The following is a 16,728-nucleotide window of genomic DNA, read 5'->3' on the forward strand; positions in this document are numbered from 1 at the left end:
AATGAAGATTATTGTACCTGCAACCAGTGCCAATATCGGGCCAGGTTTTGACTCGGTCGGTGTAGCTGTAACCAAGTACCTTCAAATCGAGGTCTGTGAAGAACGAGATGAGTGGTTGATTGAACACCAGATTGGCAAATGGATTCCACATGACGAACGTAATCTCTTGCTCAAAATCGCTTTGCAAATTGTACCAGACTTGCACCCAAGACGCTTGAAAATGACCAGTAATGTTCCCTTGGCGCGTGGTTTGGGTTCTTCCAGCTCGGTTATTGTTGCTGGAATTGAACTAGCCAACCAACTGGGAAATCTCAACTTGTCAGACCATGAAAAGTTGCAGTTGGCGACCAAGATTGAAGGGCATCCTGACAATGTGGCTCCAGCTATTTATGGTAATCTCGTTATTGCAAGCTCTGTTGATGGACAAGTTTCTGCTATCGTAGCAGATTTCCCAGAGTGTGATTTCCTAGCCTACATTCCAAACTATGAATTGCGTACTCGAGACAGCCGTGGCGTCTTACCTAAGAAATTGTCTTACAAGGAAGCTGTTGCAGCTAGTTCTATCGCCAATGTGGCGGTTGCTGCCTTGTTGACAGGAGACATGGTGACCGCTGGGCAAGCAATCGAGGGAGACCTCTTCCACGAGCGCTATCGTCAGGACTTGGTGAGAGAATTTGCGACGATTAAGCAAGTAGCCAAAGAAAATGGTGCCTATGCAACCTATCTCTCTGGTGCTGGGCCGACAGTTATGGTTTTGGCTTCTCATGACAAGATGCCAACGATTAAGGCAGAATTGGAAAAGCAACCCTTCAAAGGAAAACTTCATGACTTGAAAGTTGATACCAAAGGTGTCCGTGTCGAAGCAAAATAAAGAATAGAAGATAGGATGGGGAAACTCTCGACCAGAGGGCTTCCTATCCTTTTTTTGAAAAGAAGTTTATACTTAATGAAAATCAAAGAGCAAACTAGGAAGCTAGCCGCAGGTTGCTCAAAGCACCGCTTTGAGGTTGTAGATAAAGCTGACGTGGTTTGAAGAGATTTTCGAAGAGTATTAGTTAAAAACTTGATAAAGGAGAAATAAAGATGGCAGAAATTTATTTAGCAGGCGGTTGTTTTTGGGGTTTAGAGGAGTATTTTTCCCGAATTTCTGGCGTATTAGCAACCAGTGTTGGCTACGCTAATGGTCAAGTCGAAACGACCAATTACCAGTTGCTCAAAGAAACAGACCATGCAGAAACGGTTCAAGTAATTTACGATGAGAAGGTAGTCTCACTCAGAGAAATTTTACTTTATTATTTCCGTGTTATTGATCCATTATCAGTCAATCAACAAGGAAATGACCGTGGTCGCCAATATCGGACCGGGATTTATTACCAGGATGAAGCAGACTTGCCAACTATCTATACAGTGGTGCAGGAGCAGGAGCGCATGCTTGGGCGAAAGATTGCAGTAGAGGTGGAGAAACTTCGCCACTATATTTTAGCTGAAGATTACCACCAAGACTATCTGAAGAAGAATCCTTCAGGTTACTGTCATATCGATGTGACCGATGCTGAGAAGCCATTGATTGATGCCTCTCACTATGAAAAGCCTAGTCAAGAGGTGTTAAAGGGCAGTTTATCTGAAGAATCCTATCGTGTTACCCAAGAAGCTGCTACAGAGGCTCCATTTACCAATGCCTATGACCAAACCTTTGAAGAAGGGATTTATGTAGATATTACGACAGGTGAGCCACTCTTTTTTGCCAAGGATAAGTTTGCCTCAGGTTGTGGTTGGCCAAGTTTTAGCCGTCCGATTTCCAAGGAATTGATTCATTATTACAAGGATCTCAGCCATGGAATGGAGCGAATTGAGGTTCGTTCTCGGTCGGGGAATGCTCACTTGGGCCATGTTTTCACAGATGGACCGCGTGAGTTTGGTGGCCTCCGTTACTGTATCAATTCTGCTTCCTTGCGCTTTGTGGCCAAGGATGAGATGGAAGAAGCAGGCTATGGCTATCTACTACCTTACTTAAACAAATAAATCAGAGATGGTGGGTGCTTCCCACTTTCTTCATTTCTAGAAAACGAATAGAAGGGATTTATGAAACACTTACTATCTTACTTTAAACCCTACATCAGAGAATCGATTTTAGCACCTTTGTTCAAGTTGTTAGAAGCTGTTTTTGAGCTCTTGGTTCCCATGGTGATTGCTGGGATTGTTGACCAATCATTGCCCCAAAAAAATCAAGGTCATCTCTGGATGCAGATTGGTTTGCTTCTTATCTTTGCAGTAATTGGTGTTGTAGTGGCCTTAATAGCTCAGTTCTACTCAGCTAAGGCTGCGGTTGGATTTGCCAAAGGACTGACAGATGATCTTTATCGTCATATTTTGTCTTTACCTAAGGACAGTAGAGACCGTTTGACAACTTCTAGTTTGGTGACTCGCTTGACTTCGGATACCTACCAGATTCAGACTGGGATCAATCAATTCTTGCGCCTCTTTTTGCGAGCACCTATTATCGTTTTTGGAGCCATTTTTATGGCCTATCGCATTTCAGCTGAGCTGACTTTCTGGTTCTTGGTCATGGTTGTCATTTTGACCATTGTTATTGTAGGGTTCTCTCGACTGGTCAATCCTCTCTACAGTAGTCTCAGAAAGAAAACGGACCAACTGGTTCAAGAAACGCGTCAGCAAATACAAGGTATGCGCGTTATTCGTGCTTTTGGTCAAGAAAAACGAGAGTTACATATTTTTCAAACCCTTAACCAAGTCTATGCTAGATTACAAGAAAAGACAGGTTTCTGGTCCAGTTTATTAACACCCCTGACCTATCTGATTGTTAATGGAACCCTCCTCGTTATTATCTGGCAGGGTTATATTTCAATTCAAGGAGGTTTACTCAGTCAAGGTGCCTTGATTGCTCTTATCAACTATCTCCTACAGATCTTGGTGGAATTGGTCAAGCTAGCCATGCTGATAAATTCCCTCAACCAGTCCTATATCTCAGCCAAGCGAATCGAGGAAGTCTTTGCCGAAGCTCCAGAAGATATCCATTCAGAATTAGAACAAAAGCAAACTACCAGTAATCAGGTTTTACAAGTTCAAGATTTAACTTTTACCTACCCTGATGCAGCCCAGCCTTCTCTGAGAGATATTTCCTTTGATATGACTCAAGGACAAATCCTTGGTATCATTGGGGGAACGGGTTCTGGTAAGTCAAGCTTGGTACAAGTCTTACTTGGTATTTATCAAATTGATAAGGGAAGCATTGACCTTTATCGAGATGGACGTAGTCCTATTAATTTGGAGCAGTGGCGATCTTGGATTGCCTATGTGCCCCAAAAAGTCGAACTCTTTAAGGGAAGCATCCGTTCCAATTTGACTCTAGGTTTAGATCAAGAACTATCTGACCAAGAACTTTGGCAGGCCTTGGAGATTGCGCAAGCTAACGATTTTGTCAGTGAAAAGGAAGGACTCTTGGATGACCTAGTTGAGGCAGGAGGTCGAAATTTCTCAGGTGGACAAAAACAAAGGCTGTCTATCGCACGAGCAGCCTTGCGCCAGGCTCCGTTTCTCATCTTAGATGATGCGACTTCGGCCCTCGACACCATTACCGAGTCTAGGCTCTTGAAAGCTATTCGAGAAAATTTGCCAAATACGAGCTTAATTTTGATTTCTCAACGAACCTCAACACTTCGTATGGCAGACCAGATTCTCCTCTTGGAAAAAGGGGAGCTCCTAGCTATCGGCAAGCACGAGGACTTGATGAAATCTAGCCAAGTCTATCGTGAAATCAATGCATCCCAACATGGAAAGGAGGACTAGTATGAGACGACAAACTGCAAATCAAACATTCAAACGTTTAGCCGTGGATTTAGCAAGCCATCCCTTCCTCCTTTTCCTAGCCTTTCTAGGAACGATTGCCCAAGTTAGTTTATCAATTTATCTTCCTATTTTGATTGGGCAGATCATTGACCAAGTCCTGGTGGCTGGTTCATCACCAGTTTTTTGGCAGATTTTCATTCAAATGCTCTTGGTGGTGATTGGGAATACTCTTGTGCAATGGATCAATCCTCTCCTCTATAATCGCCTAATCTTCTCTTATACCAAAGACTTGCGAGAGCGAATCATCCATAAGCTCCATCGTTTACCGATTGCTTTTGTAGATCGGCAAGGCAGTGGAGAAATGGTCAGTCGTGTAACCACGGACATAGAACAGTTGGCAGCTGGCTTGACCATGATTTTTAACCAATTTTTTATTGGCGTCTTGATGATTTTGGTGAGTATTCTAGCTATGCTTCAAATTCATCTCCTCATGACTCTCTTAGTCTTGCTGTTGACGCCACTGTCTATGGTGATTTCACGCTTTATTGCCAAGAAATCTTATCATCTCTTCCAAAAGCAAACAGAGACGAGGGGAATTCAGACTCAGTTGATTGAAGAATCTTTGAGCCAGCAGACCATTATCCAGTCCTTTAATGCTCAGGAAGAGTTTATCCAAAGATTGCGTGAGGCTAATGACAATTACGCAGGCTATTCTCAGTCAGCCATCTTTTATTCTTCAACGGTTAATCCTTCGACTCGCTTTGTCAATGCGCTCATTTATGCTCTTCTTGCTGGAGTAGGAGCTTATCGTATCATGATGGGTTCAACCTTGACAATCGGGCGTTTAGTGACCTTTTTAAACTATGTTCAGCAGTATACCAAGCCCTTTAACGATATTTCTTCAGTTCTAGCTGAGTTGCAAAGTGCTCTGGCTTGCGCAGAGCGTGTCTATACTGTCTTAGAAAGTCCTGAGGTGGCTGAAACAGGCAAGGAAGTCTTGACCAGTGACCAAGTTAAGGGGGCCATTTCCTTTAAACAGGTTTCTTTTGGCTACAATCCTGAAAAGACTTTGATTAAGGATTTATCTATTGACATCCCAGCTGGTAGCAAGGTGGCAATCGTTGGTCCGACAGGTGCTGGAAAATCAACACTTATCAATCTCCTCATGCGTTTTTATCCTATTAACTCAGGAGCTATCTTGCTAGATGGACGATCCATTTATGACTATAGTCGTGCCTCTTTACGTCAGCAGTTTGGCATGGTGCTCCAAGAAACCTGGCTCAAGCAAGGGACCATTCATGACAATATTGCCTTTGGAAATCCTGATGCCAGTAGGGAGCAGGTGATTGCTGCTGCCAAAGCAGCCAATGCAGACTTTTTCATCCAACAGTTACCTCAAGGATATGATACCAAGTTGGGAAATGCTGGAGAATCTCTTTCTGTTGGTCAGGCTCAGCTCTTGACCATAGCCCGAGTTTTTCTAGCTATTCCCAAGATTCTCATCTTAGACGAGGCGACTTCTTCCATCGATACACGGACAGAAGTTCTAGTACAGGATGCCTTTGCCAAACTCATGAAGGGGCGCACAAGCTTTATCATCGCCCACCGCTTGTCAACCATTCAGGATGCGGATCTGATTCTAGTCTTGGTGGATGGTGACATCGTTGAGTATGGTAACCATCATGATCTCATGGCTCGAAAGGGCAAGTATTACCAAATGCAGCAAGCTGCAGCTTTTAGCTCTGAATAAGCCTTTCTACTTTGAAATCTTATAGATAAAAAAGTTGCCTTCGGGTGACTTTTTTGTTACAATAGCTAGAAAAATTGTTCACTGTAAATTGTCTTTTAGAAAAGGAGCCTAGAATGAAAGTCTATCAGCATGTAAATATTGTGACTTGTGATCAAGATTTTCATGTTTATCTGAATGGAATCTTAGCAGTTAAGGATTCTCAAATCGTCTATGTCGGTCAAGGGAATTCAGAGATTTTAGAGCAAGCTGAGCAGATTATAGACTATCAGGGGGCCTGGATTATGCCTGGTTTGGTCAATTGCCATACCCATTCTGCTATGACAGGATTGAGAGGAATTCGAGATGATAGCAATCTTCATGAATGGCTCAATGACTATATCTGGCCAGCAGAAGCTGAGTTTACTCCCGACATGACTACCAAGGCGGTCAAAGAAGCTCTGACAGAGATGCTCCAGTCAGGAACAACAACCTTCAACGATATGTATAATCCCAATGGTGTGGATATGGAGCAAATTTATCAGGCAGTGAAAGCTTCCAAGATGCGTTGTTATTTCTCACCGACCCTCTTTTCCTCAGAGGCAGAAACAACTGCCGAGACGATAAGCAGAACTCGAGCCATCATCGAGGAAATTTTAGGATATAAAAATCCAAATTTCAAGGTTATGATAGCCCCACATTCTCCCTACAGTTGTAGTAGAGACTTGCTGGAAGAAAGCTTAGATATGGCAAAAGAGCTAAATATTCCTCTCCATATCCATGTGGCGGAGACCAAGGAGGAGTCAGAAATTATCCTCAAACGATACGGCAAACGCCCCCTCGCCTTTCTAGAAGAACTGGGTTACTTAGATTATCCGTCTGTCTTTGCTCATGGGGTCGAATTAAACGAGCGAGAAATTGAACGTTTGGCAACCTCTCAAGTAGCTATCGCCCACAACCCTATCAGTAACCTCAAACTGGCATCAGGAATCGCTCCCATCGTCCAACTGCAAAAAGCAGGAGTAGCAGTAGGAATTGCGACTGACTCGGTCGCTTCTAATAATAATTTAGACATGTTTGAGGAAGGTCGGACAGCAGCCCTTCTTCAGAAGATGAAAAGTGGAGATGCCAGCCAATTCCCAATCGAAACAGCCCTCAAGGCTCTGACAATCGAAGGGGCTAAGGTCCTAGGAATGGAAGAACAGATAGGAAGCCTAGAAGTCGGAAAGCAAGCAGATTTTCTCGTCATCCACCCTCAGGGAAAAATCCATCTCCAACCTCAGAAAAATATGCTCTCTCATCTCGTTTATGCAGTCAAATCTAGTGATGTAGATGATGTTTATATCGCCGGAGAACAGGTTGTGAAACAAGGTCAAGTCCTGACAGTAGAACTTTAGAATAAAAATCACGAAAAAATTAAAAAAAAGTTTGCAAAAATCTTGCATTCTTTTTTTGACTATGCTATACTTATATACGGTTTGAAAAAACTGCCTAAGACAGTAGGGGAGCTCGACTCATAAGTATCCTACCGAGGACAAAACGTATCATGTAAAAAGAAGCGTATTGTACTTTCGTGTCTAGGTTTGGGCGCGTTTTTCTTTTGGAAAAATTCCCCAAGCAAAATAATAACGGAGGTGAACACACTAATGAGTGAAGCAATTATTGCTAAAAAAGCGGAACTAGTTGACGTAGTAGCTGAAAAAATGAAAGCTGCTGCATCTATCGTCGTTGTAGACGCTCGTGGTTTGACAGTTGAGCAAGATACAGTTCTTCGTCGTGAGCTTCGTGGAAGCGAAGTTGAGTATAAAGTGATTAAAAACTCAATCTTGCGTCGTGCAGCTGAAAAAGCTGGTCTTGAAGATCTTGCATCTGTATTCGTTGGACCATCTGCAGTGGCATTTTCTAACGAAGATGTTATCGCACCAGCGAAAATCTTGAACGACTTTTCTAAAAACGCTGAAGCACTTGAAATCAAAGGTGGTGCAATCGAAGGCGCTGTCGCATCTAAAGAAGAGATTCTTGCTCTTGCAACTCTTCCAAACCGCGAAGGACTTCTTTCTATGCTCCTTTCTGTACTTCAAGCGCCAGTGCGCAACGTTGCTCTTGCAGTCAAAGCGGTTGCAGACAACAAAGAAGACGCAGCTTAATCTTAAGCTACGCAGCGTAGCCTAGCTACGAAAATCTATTATAAATTTAAAACATATTTGGAGGAAATAACAATGGCATTGAACATTGAAAACATTATTGCTGAAATTAAAGAAGCTTCAATCCTTGAATTGAACGACCTTGTAAAAGCTATCGAAGAAGAATTTGGTGTAACTGCAGCTGCTCCTGTAGCTGTTGCTGCAGCTGGTGTTGCTGACGCTGGTGCTGCTAAAGATTCATTCGACGTTGAATTGACATCTGCAGGTGACAAAAAAGTTGGTGTTATCAAAGTTGTACGTGAAATCACAGGTCTTGGTCTTAAAGAAGCTAAAGAACTTGTTGACGGTGCACCAGCACTTGTTAAAGAAGGCGTTGCAACTGCAGAAGCTGAAGAAATCAAAGCTAAATTGGAAGAAGCTGGAGCTTCAGTTACTCTTAAATAATAGAGCAACTACATTAGTAGCTTAAAAACATGATTAAACCGCTATTCTTAGGAGTAGCGGTTTTTCTTTTTGTTCTAAAAGGGGCAAAAAAGGGGGCGAGTAAGTAATTTTCCAACTGTTTAATTCAAGCTAAAAATCCCCAATCGAAGCGATTGAGGATTAAGCAAATAAATCTTAAACAATACCTTGTGCAATCATAGCGTTTGCTACATTTTCAAAGGCAGCAATATTAGCTCCTGCAAGGTAGTCTTTATCAAGACCGTATGTTTCTGAAGTTGTTTTAGCTGTGTTGAAGATGTTTGTCATGATGTCTTTGAGACGTCCATCAACTTCTTCACGAGTCCATGAGAGGCGAAGACTGTTTTGGCTCATTTCAAGGGCTGAAACGGCTACACCACCGGCATTGGCAGCTTTAGCAGGTCCGTAGAAAATACCATTTTCTTTGTAAACTTTGATGGCATCAAGGTCGCTTGGCATGTTGGCACCTTCAGATACACAGATAACACCTTGGGCAACCAAACGTTTAGCTGCTTCACCATTGATTTCGTTTTGAGTCGCACATGGAAGAGCGATATCATAGTTTCCAGCGTAAGTCCATACAGAACCTTCATGGTAAGTAGCAGTTGCTTTCTCAGCTGCATACTCAGTCAAGCGAGCACGACGTTTTTCTTTAACATCTACCAAGAGATCGAAGTCGATACCATTTTCATCGATGACATAACCATTTGAGTCAGATACAGAGATAACAGTTGCACCAAGTTCAGTTGCTTTTTGAAGAGCGTACTGAGCTACGTTACCAGAACCTGAAATAACGACTTTCTTACCAGCAAAGCTATTACCGTTAGCTTTGAGCATTTCTTCAGTATAGTAAACCAAACCGTAACCAGTTGCTTCTGGACGAATCAAGCTACCACCAAACCCAAGAGGTTTACCAGTCAAGACACCAGCATCAAATTGGTTAAGACGTTTGTATTGACCGTAAAGGTAACCAATTTCGCGTCCACCTACACCGATATCACCAGCAGGTACGTCAAGTGATGGTCCGATGTGTTTTTGCAATTCAGTCATGAAGCTTTGGCAGAAGCGCATCACTTCAGCATCTGTTTTACCTTTAGGATCGAAGTCTGATCCACCTTTACCTCCACCGATAGGAAGCCCAGTCAAGACATTTTTGAAGATTTGTTCAAATCCGAGGAATTTCAAAATCCCTTGGTTTACAGTTGGGTGGAAACGAAGTCCGCCTTTGTATGGTCCAACAGCTGAGTTGAATTGAACACGGTAACCACGGTTTACTTGAACTTTTCCATCACGGTCAACCCAAGGAACACGGAAAGAAATCACGCGCTCAGGCTCAGTAATACGTGCCAAGATATTTTCTTCGATATACTCAGGGTGTTTTTCAAATACAGGTTCCAAAGTGTTGAAAAATTCTTCAACAGCTTGTAGGAATTCAGCCTCGTGCCCGTTACGAGCTTTTACAGTTTCAAACACGCTTTGGATATATTCTTTAGCAGATGTCATATCGTTCTCCTTTTGTTGTCATATTTTATTACATGAGTCATTATAGCAGAAATTTTTTTAACTGTAAAGAGAAAAACAAAAATTTTCTAAAAATTCTATCAATTTAGTTCCAGATTTTTCTTTAATTCATAAAATACGAACCTTTTTCTTTGAAATATCTTTCTCAAAGAGAAAATCTGAAAATGTGATATAATATTAGCAATAAAAGGAATCTGGAGGATTAGAATCATGGTATCAACGAAAACACAAATAGCTGGCTTTGAGTTTGACAATTGTTTGATGAATGCAGCAGGTGTGGCTTGTATGACGATAGAGGAGTTAGAAGGGGTTAAAAACTCAGCGGCAGGAACCTTTGTCACTAAGACAGCAACCTTGGACTTTCGTCAGGGAAATCCTGAGCCACGCTACCAAGATGTTCCACTTGGTTCTATCAACTCTATGGGCTTGCCAAATAATGGTTTAGACTATTATTTGGACTATCTTTTGGACTTGCAGGAAAAAGAGCCAAACCGAACTTTCTTCTTATCTCTAGTCGGCATGTCTCCAGAGGAAACTCATACCATCTTGAAAAAAGTCCAAGATAGTGATTTTCGTGGTCTGACTGAGCTAAATCTTTCCTGTCCAAATGTTCCAGGTAAACCTCAGATTGCCTATGATTTTGAGACAACTGACCAAATTTTGGCAGAGGTGTTTGCCTACTTTACCAAACCTCTTGGAATTAAATTGCCACCATATTTTGACATTGTGCACTTTGACCAAGCGGCAGCTATTTTCAACAAGTATCCTCTTAAGTTTGTCAACTGCGTCAACTCTATCGGAAACGGACTGTATATAGAAGACGAGTCTGTCGTTATTCGTCCTAAAAATGGTTTCGGTGGCATTGGTGGCGAGTATATCAAACCGACTGCTCTAGCTAATGTTCATGCCTTTTATCAACGCTTAAATCCTCAAATTCAAATCATTGGAACAGGTGGCGTTTTGACTGGTCGTGATGCCTTTGAACATATCCTCTGTGGAGCAAGTATGGTGCAGGTGGGAACCACCCTTCATAAAGAAGGTGTCGGTGCTTTTGACCGCATTACCAATGAACTGAAAGCAATCATGGCGGAAAAAGGGTACGAAAGCCTGGAAGATTTCCGTGGGAAATTGCGCTATATTGATTAAATTCATTAAAAAATCAGAAGAAAGGAGAGAAGATGCTAGCCATTGAAGAGAGTCAGAAGTTGACTTTATCAAATTTACCGAGCCTGAGCCTTTTTACAGGGACAGATCAGGGCCAGTTTGAAGTGATGAAGAGTCAAGTGTTGAAACAGATTGGCTATGATTCTGCTGACCTCAACTTTGCCTACTTTGATATGAAAGAAGTAGTTTACAAGGATGTGGAACTGGAGTTGGTCAGCCTTCCTTTCTTTGCAGATGAGAAAATCGTGATATTAGACCATTTTGTTGATATCACGACTGCTAAAAAACGCTTTTTGACAGATGATGAGCTCAAGTCATTTGAGGAATACTTTGACAATCCTTCACCAACAACCAAGTTGATAATCTTTGCAGAAGGAAAACTGGATAGCAAAAGACGGTTGGTTAAATTACTTAAGCGTGATGCCAAGGTCTTTGATGCAGTAGAAGCCAAAGAACAAGAATTGCGACAGTATTTCCAAAAGTGGAGTCAGAAAGAAGGTCTGCAGTTTGCCAATCAGTCTTTTGAAAATCTCCTTATCAAATCTGGTTTTCAATTTAGCGAAATCCAGAAAAATCTCCTCTTTTTACAGTCCTATAAGGAAGACTCTGTTATCGAGGAAGAGGATATTGTCAATGCTATTCCCAAGACCTTGCAGGACAATATTTTTGATTTAACTCAGTTTATTCTAACTAAAAGGATGGACCAGGCGCGCGATTTGGTTAGAGACTTGACCTTGCAAGGTGAAGATGAAATTAAGCTCATAGCAGTCATGCTGGGACAATTTCGGACTTTTACTCAGGTGAAAATTTTGGCGGAGTCTGGGCAAACAGAATCGCAGATTGCAAGTAGTCTAGGAAGTTTTCTCGGACGCAATCCTAATCCCTATCAAATCAAGTTTGCGCTGAGAGATGCGCGAGGACTTTCCTTGAGCTGTTTGAAGCAAGCTATTTCTTATTTGATTGAGACAGACTATCAGATTAAGACAGGTCTTTATGAAAAAGGTTTCCTTTTTGAAAAGGCACTCTTACAGATTGCTAGTCAGGTAAATTGATATTTTTTGAAACTACAACCCGCGTCAAGATTATTTTGTCGTGGGTTTCTTGCTGATTTACTTGTTTTATACTCAATGAAAATCAAAGAGCAAACTAGGAAACTAGCCGCAGGCTACTCAAAGCACTGCTTTGAGGTTGTAGATAAGACTGACGAAGTCAGCTCAAAACACTGTTTTGAGGTTGTAGATAAAACTGACGAAGTCAGCTCAAAACACTGTTTTGAGGTTGTAGATAAGACTGACGAAGTCAGTAACATATCTACGGCAAGGCGACGTTGACGCAGTTTGAAGAGATTTTCGAAGAGTATGATTAGAAAGTATGTTACTGATTTCCTCATTTATAAGCAAAAAACTTGAAAAAAGTGAATGTTTACGTTATCATTTTCATATAGAAAGAAAAAGAGGTATTACAGATGGCTATTATCTTACCAGATCTTCCATATGCATACGACGCTTTGGAACCATACATCGATGCGGAAACAATGCATTTGCACCATGACAAACACCATCAAACTTATGTCAACAATGCCAATGCAGCTCTTGAAAAACACCCTGAAATCGGTGAAGACCTTGAAGCCTTGCTTGCTGATGTAGAATCTATTCCAGCTGATATCCGTCAAGCGCTTATTAACAATGGTGGCGGACACTTGAACCACGCTCTTTTCTGGGAATTGATGACTCCTGAGAAAACAGCTCCTTCAGCAGAACTGGCAGCAGCAATTGATGCAACATTTGGTTCATTTGAAGAATTCCAAGCAGCCTTCACTGCAGCAGCAACAACTCGTTTTGGTTCTGGCTGGGCATGGTTGGTTGTCAACAAAGAAGGGAAGCTTGAAGTGACTTCAACAGCAAACCAAGACACACCAATCTCAGAAGGTAAAAAACCAATCTTGGGCTTGGACGTTTGGGAACATGCTTACTACGTGAAATACCGCAACGTGCGTCCTGACTACATCAAAGCTTTCTTCTCAGTGATCAACTGGAACAAAGTAGATGAATTGTACGCAGCTGCTAAATAATGATAGTTGGAGGGAAGAATGGTTCTTCTCTTTTTTAGGTTATATGATTCTGGTCTGACAAAATCGTCAGACTTTTTTCATTTTTATGAGAAACGTGCTAACTGCTAGAAATTATGGTAGAATAAAGTATTAAGTAATCGTGGAAAAAGGATATCTATGCGAAAAGAAATTGCACCTGAATTATACAACTATAACAAGTTTCCTGGTCCTGAGTTCCATTTACATGGGGACAAGGTTGAAACGGAAGGGATAGCTTTTTCCTTGGTGGAAAATATCAAGGATGCCTTTAATGTGACGGCTTTTAATCAGCGTTTTTCAGAAGTCTTAACAAAGTTTGATTATATCGTGGGAGACTGGAGCAACGAACAGCTTCGCCTACGAGGTTTTTACAAGGATGATCGAACAGAAGAAAAACTTGAAAAAATCAGTCGTTTACAAGACTACCTTCTAGAGTATTGTAGTTATGGTTGTGCCTATTTTGTCTTAGAAAATGAAGCCCCTAAGCGAGCATCATTTGACAAGAAAATGCGTAAGAAGGAAGAAGAAACACCTTCTAGAAAAGGAAAGAAATCGGCTCAAACCAAACGAAAACCGAATGCAGATAAGAAAAATAGACGTCGTCAGAAAGACCAGCATTCTCAGAAAGAGGACAAGGGACAACGTCATTTTGTCATTCGTCAGAAGTGAGTAGAGAATAAGGAGAAGAAATGAAACCGTCAATTTATAGTTTAACACGTCAAACCATGCAGGAATGGGTATTGGAGCAGGGAGAAAAGAAATTCCGTGCAGATCAAATCTGGGAATGGCTCTACCGTAAACGTGTGCAGTCATTTGAAGAAATGACCAACCTTTCCAAGGATTTGATTGCTAAGCTCAATGACCAGTTTGTGGTTAATCCATTGAAACAGCGTATCGTTCAAGAGTCTGCTGATGGTACCGTTAAATATCTTTTTGAATTGCCTGATGGTATGTTGATTGAGACAGTACTTATGCGTCAGCACTATGGTTTGTCAGTCTGTGTGACCACTCAGGTCGGCTGTAATATCGGTTGTACCTTCTGTGCCTCTGGTTTGATTAAGAAACAACGTGACCTCAATAACGGTGAAATCGTAGCGCAAATCATGCTGGTTCAGAAATACTTTGATGAACGTGGTCAGGATGAACGCGTCAGCCATATCGTTGTCATGGGTATTGGTGAGCCCTTTGATAACTACAACAATGTCTTGAATTTCGTTCGTACCATCAATGATGACAAGGGGATGGCAATCGGTGCTCGTCACATTACGGTTTCAACCTCAGGTTTGGCCCATAAAATTCGTGACTTTGCTAATGAAGGCGTCCAGGTCAATCTGGCTGTTTCCCTTCACGCACCCAATAATGAATTGCGCTCAAGCATCATGAAGATTAACCGTGCCTTTCCGATTGAAAAACTCTTTGCTGCTATTGAGTACTACATCGAAACAACAAATCGTCGTGTGACCTTTGAGTATATCATGCTCAATGAAGTCAATGATGGTGTAGAACAAGCCTTAGAATTGGCTGAATTGCTCAAGAATATCAAGAAATTGTCTTATGTAAACTTGATTCCTTATAACCCAGTTAGTGAGCATGACCAATATAGCCGTAGTCCTAAAGAGCGCGTCCTGGCCTTTTATGATACGCTTAAGAAAAAAGGGGTTAACTGTGTGGTTCGTCAAGAGCATGGTACTGATATTGATGCAGCTTGTGGACAATTGCGTTCTAATACAATGAAACGTGATCGCCAGAAAGCAGTCGCAGCAGTCAATCCTTAATGATGAAGAAGACTTATAATCGTATTTTGGTCTGGGGAGTCATTTTCTATAGTATTTGTATCGTTTACTTTTGCTTTACTCCTCAAGAACATTCTCCCGTGGGGGTGGAAACTCCAGGTATTCAGCATCTTGGACGCCTGGTTTTTCTTTTGACTCCTTTCAATTCTTTCTGGAAACTGGGTGAGGTGAGTGACATAGGACAATTATGTTGGCTTTTTCTACAAAATATCCTCAATGTCTTCTTACTTTTTCCTCTGATTTTCCAACTCCTTTATCTCCTTCCAAATTTGCGTAAGACAAGAAAAGTGATCTTTTTCAGTTTTCTTATAAGCCTAGGAATTGAGTGTACGCAGTTAGTCTTAGATTTTTTCTTTGATTTTAATCGCGTCTTTGAGATTGATGATTTGTGGACCAATACCTTGGGTGGCTATCTGGCTTGGCTTCTCTATAAACAATTACATAAAAACAAGATAAGGAATTAAAATGAGTATTTTAGAAGTTAAAAATCTGAGTCACGGTTTTGGTGACCGTGCAATTTTTGAAGATGTGTCCTTCCGTCTCCTCAAGGGAGAACATATCGGTCTGGTCGGTGCTAATGGTGAAGGGAAATCAACCTTTATGAGTATCGTGACTGGTAAAATGTTGCCAGATGAAGGGAAGGTTGAGTGGTCCAAATATGTGACTGCTGGTTACTTGGATCAGCACTCCGTCCTTGCTGAAGGGCAGTCGGTGCGTGATGTGCTCCGTACAGCCTTTGATGAGCTGTTTAAAGCAGAAGCCCGTATCAATGACCTCTATATGGAAATGGCTGAAGACGGTGCGGATGTTGATGCTCTCATGGAAGAAGTTGGAGAACTTCAAGACCGTCTGGAGAGTCGTGATTTCTATACCTTGGATGCTAAGATTGACGAAGTAGCGCGTGCCCTTGGTGTCATGGACTTTGGCATGGATACGGATGTAACCTCTTTGTCAGGTGGGCAAAGAACCAAGGTACTTTTGGCTAAACTCCTCCTTGAAAAGCCCGATATCTTGCTTTTGGACGAGCCGACCAACTACTTGGATGCTGAGCATATTGATTGGCTCAAGCGCTATCTCCAAAACTATGAGAATGCCTTTGTCCTTATTTCGCACGATATTCCATTCCTGAACGATGTGATTAATATTGTCTACCATGTGGAGAATCAACAGTTGACGCGTTACTCTGGTGACTACTACCAGTTCCAAGAAGTTTATGCCATGAAAAAATCACAGCTGGAGGCAGCCTACGAACGTCAGCAGAAAGAGATTGCCGACCTTAAAGATTTTGTCGCTCGAAACAAAGCGCGTGTTGCAACACGAAACATGGCCATGTCCCGCCAGAAGAAATTGGATAAGATGGATATTATCGAACTGCAAAGTGAGAAACCAAAACCATCATTTGATTTCAAACCGGCTCGTACACCAGGGCGCTTTATTTTCCAAGCCAAGGATTTGCAAATTGGTTATGATCGACCTCTCACTAAGCCACTAAATCTTACCTTTGAACGCAATCAAAAGGTTGCTATTATCGGGGCAAATGGTATCGGGAAAACAACTCTCTTGAAGTCTCTCTTGGGAATTATCCCGCCAATAGCTGGGGAAGTGGAACGCGGTGACTACCTAGAACTCGGTTATTTTGAACAGGAAGTAGAAGGCGGTAATCGCCAAACACCACTTGAAGCTGTCTGGAATGCCTTTCCAGCCCTCAACCAAGCAGAAGTCCGTGCAGCCCTTGCCCGTTGTGGTTTGACAACTAAGCATATCGAAAGCCAAATTCAGGTCTTGTCAGGTGGGGAACAAGCCAAGGTTCGTTTCTGTCTCTTGATGAATCGTGAAAACAACGTTTTAGTGCTGGACGAGCCGACCAACCATTTGGATGTGGATGCCAAGGATGAACTCAAACGTGCTCTTAAAGAATACAAGGGATCTATTCTTATGGTCTGTCACGAACCAGACTTCTATGAAGGTTGGATGGATCAAATATGGGATTTTAATAATTTAACTTAAGAATGAGAGTAAAAG

Annotated in this window: 15 protein-coding genes and 1 other annotated feature; of the genes, 14 read left to right on the forward strand and 1 reads right to left on the reverse strand. The window is 41.9% G+C overall.

From position 1 onward, the window contains the following. The first annotated feature begins 1 nt into the window (after window position 1). The 7 genes from thrB to rplL all read left to right on the forward strand — a co-directional run bounded on the left by thrB (window position 2) and on the right by rplL (window position 8,121). On the forward strand, window positions 2-871 hold the full coding sequence (thrB, locus tag MK482_RS05045) for a homoserine kinase (RefSeq protein ID WP_268718148.1): 870 nt from the start codon (window positions 2-4) through the stop codon (window positions 869-871). Between the two features lie 212 nt (window positions 872-1,083). Then, the gene (gene msrB / locus MK482_RS05050) at window positions 1,084-2,022 is read left to right on the forward strand and encodes a peptide-methionine (R)-S-oxide reductase MsrB (RefSeq protein ID WP_084888477.1); all 939 of its coding nucleotides are present in this window, start codon (window positions 1,084-1,086) and stop codon (window positions 2,020-2,022) included. Window positions 2,023-2,082: 60 nt separating this feature from the next. Next, window positions 2,083-3,807 (forward strand): ABC transporter ATP-binding protein, encoded by a 1,725-nt coding sequence (locus tag MK482_RS05055; RefSeq protein ID WP_268718149.1) that lies wholly within the window; start codon window positions 2,083-2,085, stop codon window positions 3,805-3,807. A 1-nt stretch (window position 3,808) separates the two neighbouring features. Beyond that, the gene (locus tag MK482_RS05060; protein WP_124787311.1) at window positions 3,809-5,557 is read left to right on the forward strand and encodes an ABC transporter ATP-binding protein; all 1,749 of its coding nucleotides are present in this window, start codon (window positions 3,809-3,811) and stop codon (window positions 5,555-5,557) included. Between the two features lie 113 nt (window positions 5,558-5,670). Beyond that, window positions 5,671-6,930 carry a TRZ/ATZ family protein gene (locus MK482_RS05065; RefSeq protein WP_124787312.1) on the forward strand — a complete coding sequence of 420 codons (1,260 nt, stop codon included), beginning with the start codon at window positions 5,671-5,673 and terminating at the stop codon, window positions 6,928-6,930. 75 nt (window positions 6,931-7,005) lie between these two features. Beyond that, window positions 7,006-7,141 (forward strand) — a sequence feature (ribosomal protein L10 leader region). Window positions 7,142-7,179: 38 nt separating this feature from the next. Beyond that, window positions 7,180-7,680: a 50S ribosomal protein L10 gene (gene rplJ, locus MK482_RS05070; RefSeq protein ID WP_001287277.1), complete on the forward strand. Its 501-nt coding sequence runs from the start codon at window positions 7,180-7,182 to the stop codon at window positions 7,678-7,680. A gap of 72 nt (window positions 7,681-7,752) precedes the next feature. Further along, a complete protein-coding gene (rplL, locus tag MK482_RS05075; protein ID WP_070527119.1) occupies window positions 7,753-8,121 on the forward strand; it encodes a 50S ribosomal protein L7/L12 in 369 nt (122 codons plus the stop codon). Window positions 8,122-8,295: 174 nt separating this feature from the next. On the opposite strand, the gene gdhA is transcribed toward rplL, so the two are convergent. Beyond that, a complete protein-coding gene (gene gdhA, locus MK482_RS05080) occupies window positions 8,296-9,642 on the reverse strand; it encodes an NADP-specific glutamate dehydrogenase (protein WP_000199532.1) in 1,347 nt (448 codons plus the stop codon). A gap of 228 nt (window positions 9,643-9,870) precedes the next feature. On the opposite strand from gdhA, the gene MK482_RS05085 reads away from it, so the two are divergent. The 7 genes from MK482_RS05085 to MK482_RS05115 all read left to right on the forward strand — a co-directional run bounded on the left by MK482_RS05085 (window position 9,871) and on the right by MK482_RS05115 (window position 16,713). Then, window positions 9,871-10,806, forward strand: coding sequence for a dihydroorotate oxidase (locus MK482_RS05085; protein WP_268718150.1), 936 nt, complete (start codon window positions 9,871-9,873; stop codon window positions 10,804-10,806). A gap of 32 nt (window positions 10,807-10,838) precedes the next feature. After that, window positions 10,839-11,876, forward strand: coding sequence for a DNA polymerase III subunit delta (gene holA, locus MK482_RS05090; protein WP_268718151.1), 1,038 nt, complete (start codon window positions 10,839-10,841; stop codon window positions 11,874-11,876). A gap of 413 nt (window positions 11,877-12,289) precedes the next feature. Continuing rightward, entirely contained in the window at window positions 12,290-12,895 is a 606-nt protein-coding gene (sodA, locus tag MK482_RS05095; RefSeq protein WP_000974733.1) for a superoxide dismutase SodA, read from the forward strand. Between the two features lie 156 nt (window positions 12,896-13,051). Continuing rightward, window positions 13,052-13,582: a YutD family protein gene (locus MK482_RS05100; protein WP_268718152.1), complete on the forward strand. Its 531-nt coding sequence runs from the start codon at window positions 13,052-13,054 to the stop codon at window positions 13,580-13,582. Window positions 13,583-13,602: 20 nt separating this feature from the next. Then, window positions 13,603-14,688, forward strand: coding sequence for a 23S rRNA (adenine(2503)-C(2))-methyltransferase RlmN (rlmN, locus tag MK482_RS05105; RefSeq protein ID WP_000804760.1), 1,086 nt, complete (start codon window positions 13,603-13,605; stop codon window positions 14,686-14,688). Further along, window positions 14,688-15,170 (forward strand): VanZ family protein, encoded by a 483-nt coding sequence (locus MK482_RS05110; protein ID WP_268718153.1) that lies wholly within the window; start codon window positions 14,688-14,690, stop codon window positions 15,168-15,170. The genes rlmN and MK482_RS05110 overlap by 1 nt, the downstream gene beginning before the upstream one ends. Before the next feature lies 1 nt (window position 15,171). Next, on the forward strand, window positions 15,172-16,713 hold the full coding sequence (locus MK482_RS05115) for an ABC-F family ATP-binding cassette domain-containing protein (RefSeq protein ID WP_000025378.1): 1,542 nt from the start codon (window positions 15,172-15,174) through the stop codon (window positions 16,711-16,713). Window positions 16,714-16,728 lie beyond the last annotated feature (15 nt).

The organism is Streptococcus mitis, assembly GCF_026782865.1.
In the GTDB taxonomy this organism is placed as follows: Bacteria; Bacillota; Bacilli; order Lactobacillales; family Streptococcaceae; genus Streptococcus; species Streptococcus mitis_CG.

Excerpts from the sequence above, each read along its gene's own strand:
- MK482_RS05115 (WP_000025378.1), top strand. The coding sequence starts at position 15,172 with ATGAGTATTTTAGAAGTTAAAAATCTGAGTCACGGTTTTGGTGACCGT.
- msrB (WP_084888477.1), top strand. The coding sequence starts at position 1,084 with ATGGCAGAAATTTATTTAGCAGGCGGTTGTTTTTGGGGTTTAGAGGAG.
- sodA (WP_000974733.1), top strand. The coding sequence starts at position 12,290 with ATGGCTATTATCTTACCAGATCTTCCATATGCATACGACGCTTTGGAA.
- rlmN (WP_000804760.1), top strand. The coding sequence starts at position 13,603 with ATGAAACCGTCAATTTATAGTTTAACACGTCAAACCATGCAGGAATGG.
- MK482_RS05065 (WP_124787312.1), top strand. The coding sequence starts at position 5,671 with ATGAAAGTCTATCAGCATGTAAATATTGTGACTTGTGATCAAGATTTT.
- MK482_RS05055 (WP_268718149.1), top strand. The coding sequence starts at position 2,083 with ATGAAACACTTACTATCTTACTTTAAACCCTACATCAGAGAATCGATT.
- holA (WP_268718151.1), top strand. The coding sequence starts at position 10,839 with ATGCTAGCCATTGAAGAGAGTCAGAAGTTGACTTTATCAAATTTACCG.
- MK482_RS05100 (WP_268718152.1), top strand. The coding sequence starts at position 13,052 with ATGCGAAAAGAAATTGCACCTGAATTATACAACTATAACAAGTTTCCT.
- rplJ (WP_001287277.1), top strand. The coding sequence starts at position 7,180 with ATGAGTGAAGCAATTATTGCTAAAAAAGCGGAACTAGTTGACGTAGTA.
- thrB (WP_268718148.1), top strand. The coding sequence starts at position 2 with ATGAAGATTATTGTACCTGCAACCAGTGCCAATATCGGGCCAGGTTTT.
- MK482_RS05110 (WP_268718153.1), top strand. The coding sequence starts at position 14,688 with ATGATGAAGAAGACTTATAATCGTATTTTGGTCTGGGGAGTCATTTTC.
- gdhA (WP_000199532.1), bottom strand. The coding sequence starts at position 9,642 with ATGACATCTGCTAAAGAATATATCCAAAGCGTGTTTGAAACTGTAAAA.
- rplL (WP_070527119.1), top strand. The coding sequence starts at position 7,753 with ATGGCATTGAACATTGAAAACATTATTGCTGAAATTAAAGAAGCTTCA.
- MK482_RS05060 (WP_124787311.1), top strand. The coding sequence starts at position 3,809 with ATGAGACGACAAACTGCAAATCAAACATTCAAACGTTTAGCCGTGGAT.
- MK482_RS05085 (WP_268718150.1), top strand. The coding sequence starts at position 9,871 with ATGGTATCAACGAAAACACAAATAGCTGGCTTTGAGTTTGACAATTGT.